At 45.0% G+C, this 3,040-nt stretch carries 2 protein-coding genes; both read right to left on the bottom strand.

The genetic code is table 11. The features are described 5' to 3' along the window. Window positions 1-1,630 (bottom strand): condensation domain-containing protein (locus ZX61_RS20285; RefSeq protein ID WP_200904265.1); only part of this gene is annotated, 1,630 nt, incomplete at its 3' end. Window positions 1,631-1,632: 2 nt separating this feature from the next. Continuing rightward, a partial coding sequence (locus ZX61_RS20280; protein WP_150115032.1) for a non-ribosomal peptide synthetase occupies window positions 1,633-3,040 on the bottom strand: 1,408 nt, incomplete at its 5' end.

The following is a 3,040-nucleotide window of genomic DNA, read 5'->3' as shown; positions in this document are numbered from 1 at the left end:
CGGTGGCATCGGGGGTTCGCTCAACCTGCTGTTCAAAACATCGGTGCAAAGTGAGGTGCTGCGGAAACTCACACTGGGTCTGGTTCCACTCAACCAACAGGGTGTGCTCATCTTTTGGTGACATACAAGGTAACTCGGCAAGTGACTGCTGAGGGTTGGCGACAAACCCCTTAATAACCTGCAAATACACCGATGCAAAGCGCTCAATGGTTGACTTCTCAAACAAGTGGGTTGAAAAGTTCAATACGCCGCTTAAGTTGCTTTCCGCGTCGTCGATGGCTAGGGTCAGGTCAAATTTCGCTGCGGTATAGAACGCATTAGCGCCTTGTGCACTGAGCGGCTCAAATGGCAGTGCTTGAGACGCTCTCCCAAAGCTCTGTAACATGAACATCACTTGAAAGATAGGGTGGCGAGATAAGTCTCGTTCTACGGCAAGCTCATTGACGATGCGGTCAAAAGGCATATCTTGATGCTGTTTTCCATCAAGTACTGTTTGTTGTACTTGTCGTATAAGACGCTGCACTGTCAAGGTCGGTGTGACATGATTTCTGATCGCAATCGTGTTGGCAAACAACCCAATGATGGAGTGGGTTTGCTCGTTGTGCCGATTATCTGATGGGGTGCCAATGACAATATCTTTCTGTCCAGACAATGTCGCTAAAGTGACGTAGAAGGCACTGAGCATAACGGTGTATAAGGTGGTTTCTTCTGATCTCGCTAGCTCTCTGAGCTGGTCAGACAAAGCAGCACCAAGAACGAACGCGTATTCGTCACCGTCATAGCGGATCTGTGTAGGACGCGGCTTGTCAGTAGGCAGTGACAGATTTTGATAGCCTTTCAAATGATCTGACCAGTAGTTACTGAGTGAGGTTATGTTATCACCCGTAAGATAGTCACGTTGCCATTGAGCAAAGTCTGCGTACTGGATAGAAAGTGGTGGCCATTGAGGCTGCTGCTGCTTGCTGAGTGCAGAGTACGCATATGACAGCTCATCAAGGAAAATCTCGGTAGACCACCCATCAAATGCAATATGATGCCAAAGGAACAGCAAGTACTTCTGCTCACCTTGGATATAATGGTGAAGTCGGAACGGGTACGTTTGGGTTAGGTCGAAGGGCTGTGAGATATCACTCCTAATGATAATGTCTAGATCCGCTGATGCGTCAATCGTCGCTGAATACACCGGGATGGTGCCAGGTACGTAGCGTTGAACTTCTCCGAGCTCTGGATGCTCTTCGTAGACGGATTTTAATATCTGATGGCGTTCTGCAATCAGATTAATTGAGCTTAGAAGTAAATCTAGATTTGCACCGTGCCTCAGCTTTACTACATGAGGGATATGATAGGCGTTGGTACCGTTTTCCATTTTCTCAATGAAAAGCAAACTTTCTTGTATGAAAGACAAAGGCGAAAACTCTGAAGTACACTTAAAGATAGTTTTGCAATCAAAGTCTATTTGGGAAAAGACGTTATTTTCTTTTAGAAAATGCAATAAGTTTTCTTTGTTTGGCTTGATAACATTGAGAATGAGCTCCATCGTGGAGTCGTCCTGATAACAGAGTTCTAGATTATTGTCATCGACCCAAAGTGAAATCTTAGCTTCTTTTATTTGTTTAATTAATGGCAACATGATTACAGAGTCATCCTTTTACCTGATTTTTCCAGTTGATGTTTTTGTAGTTGACTAGCTATTTCTCGATGAAGTGCTTCAATCGATTGAAAAGAAAAGAGGAGGTGTACTTCTAATCGATGAGCACACTGCAATACCGAGTTGATTTTGGCCATCACTCTGGCGGCCAGAATTGAATCGCCTCCGACTTTGAAGAAGTTGTCGCGAATACCAATTTTTTCTATACCCAGCACATCTTGCCAAATTTGGCACAACTGGAACTCGAGTTCATGTCTCGGCGCAACATAACTTTCCTCTGCAATCTGAGTCGGCTTTGGAAGAGCACTATGGTCAACCTTGCCATTAATCGTAAGTGGCAAGGTATCCAATGTGGCAAAGTCTTTCGGGATCATGTAATCAGGTAATTGAAGTTCCAGCAGTTGCCTCAAAGACGAAGTGGATAAGTGCTTTGAGTCAACAAAGGAAACATAGGCGACGATCTTTTTGTGACCATGATCTTCAGACAAACACACACTAGATTGTTTGACTTCGGGAAATGCATTTAAGATTGACTCTATTTCTCCCAGCTCAATACGGTAGCCTCGTATCTTAACTTGTGAGTCTTTGCGGCCAAGGAACTCCACCTTTCCATCTGCTAACCAACGTACAATATCTCCTGTCCTATACATTCGCTCGTCTGCTTCAACAAAAGGGTTAGGTATAAAACTTTCCCTCGTAAGCTCGGGACGATTAAAGTAACCACGTGCTACTCCAACCCCCCCAATGTATAGTTCTCCTGGAGCCCCGATTGGCAATGGCATTTGATTCTCAGAGAGGATATATATCTGTATGTTATCGAGCGGCTGGCCAATGCAATCAACCGAAAGATCTCGACCGTCGTAAAAGCTATTAAGAGTCGTTACCGTGGTTTCCGTTGGACCATATTCATTAATCAGCCTCTCCCCCCACGTTTGTTTTAACGTTGAGGTACATTTATCGCCTCCACTGATAACTCGTTTAATTGAACGTAGATTTGACAAAGTACTGAGCTCCGCGAGGTATGCCGGAGTGGTATGAAGGTGCGTAATGTTGTGTTTAGCAACGTTGTCGTAAATAAGACTCGGATCACCAACGACTTGCTTAGAAACCACTATTAATTGTGCCCCAGACAACAGAGTCATGAAGACTTGTTCAACCGATGCATCAAATACAAAAGAAGAAAGTAGTAACACACGCTCCTGATGAGAAAAATGAAACGCCTTGCGTTGAGAACAGACTAAATTCATGATGGAATGTTGTTCAATCATCACGCCTTTAGGTTGCCCAGTGGTGCCGGACGTGTACAGTATGTAGGCAAGGTCACTCGGTGACGAGTGCTCCGGGAGGTTGCTGGTTGGATGCTGCGCAAAAGCCGCGGCATCATCGATCGCA

Source organism: Vibrio sp. VPAP30, assembly GCF_001188205.1.
Taxonomy (GTDB): Bacteria; Pseudomonadota; Gammaproteobacteria; order Enterobacterales; family Vibrionaceae; genus Vibrio; species Vibrio bivalvicida.
This window is presented reverse-complemented; position numbering and strand designations above follow the sequence as displayed.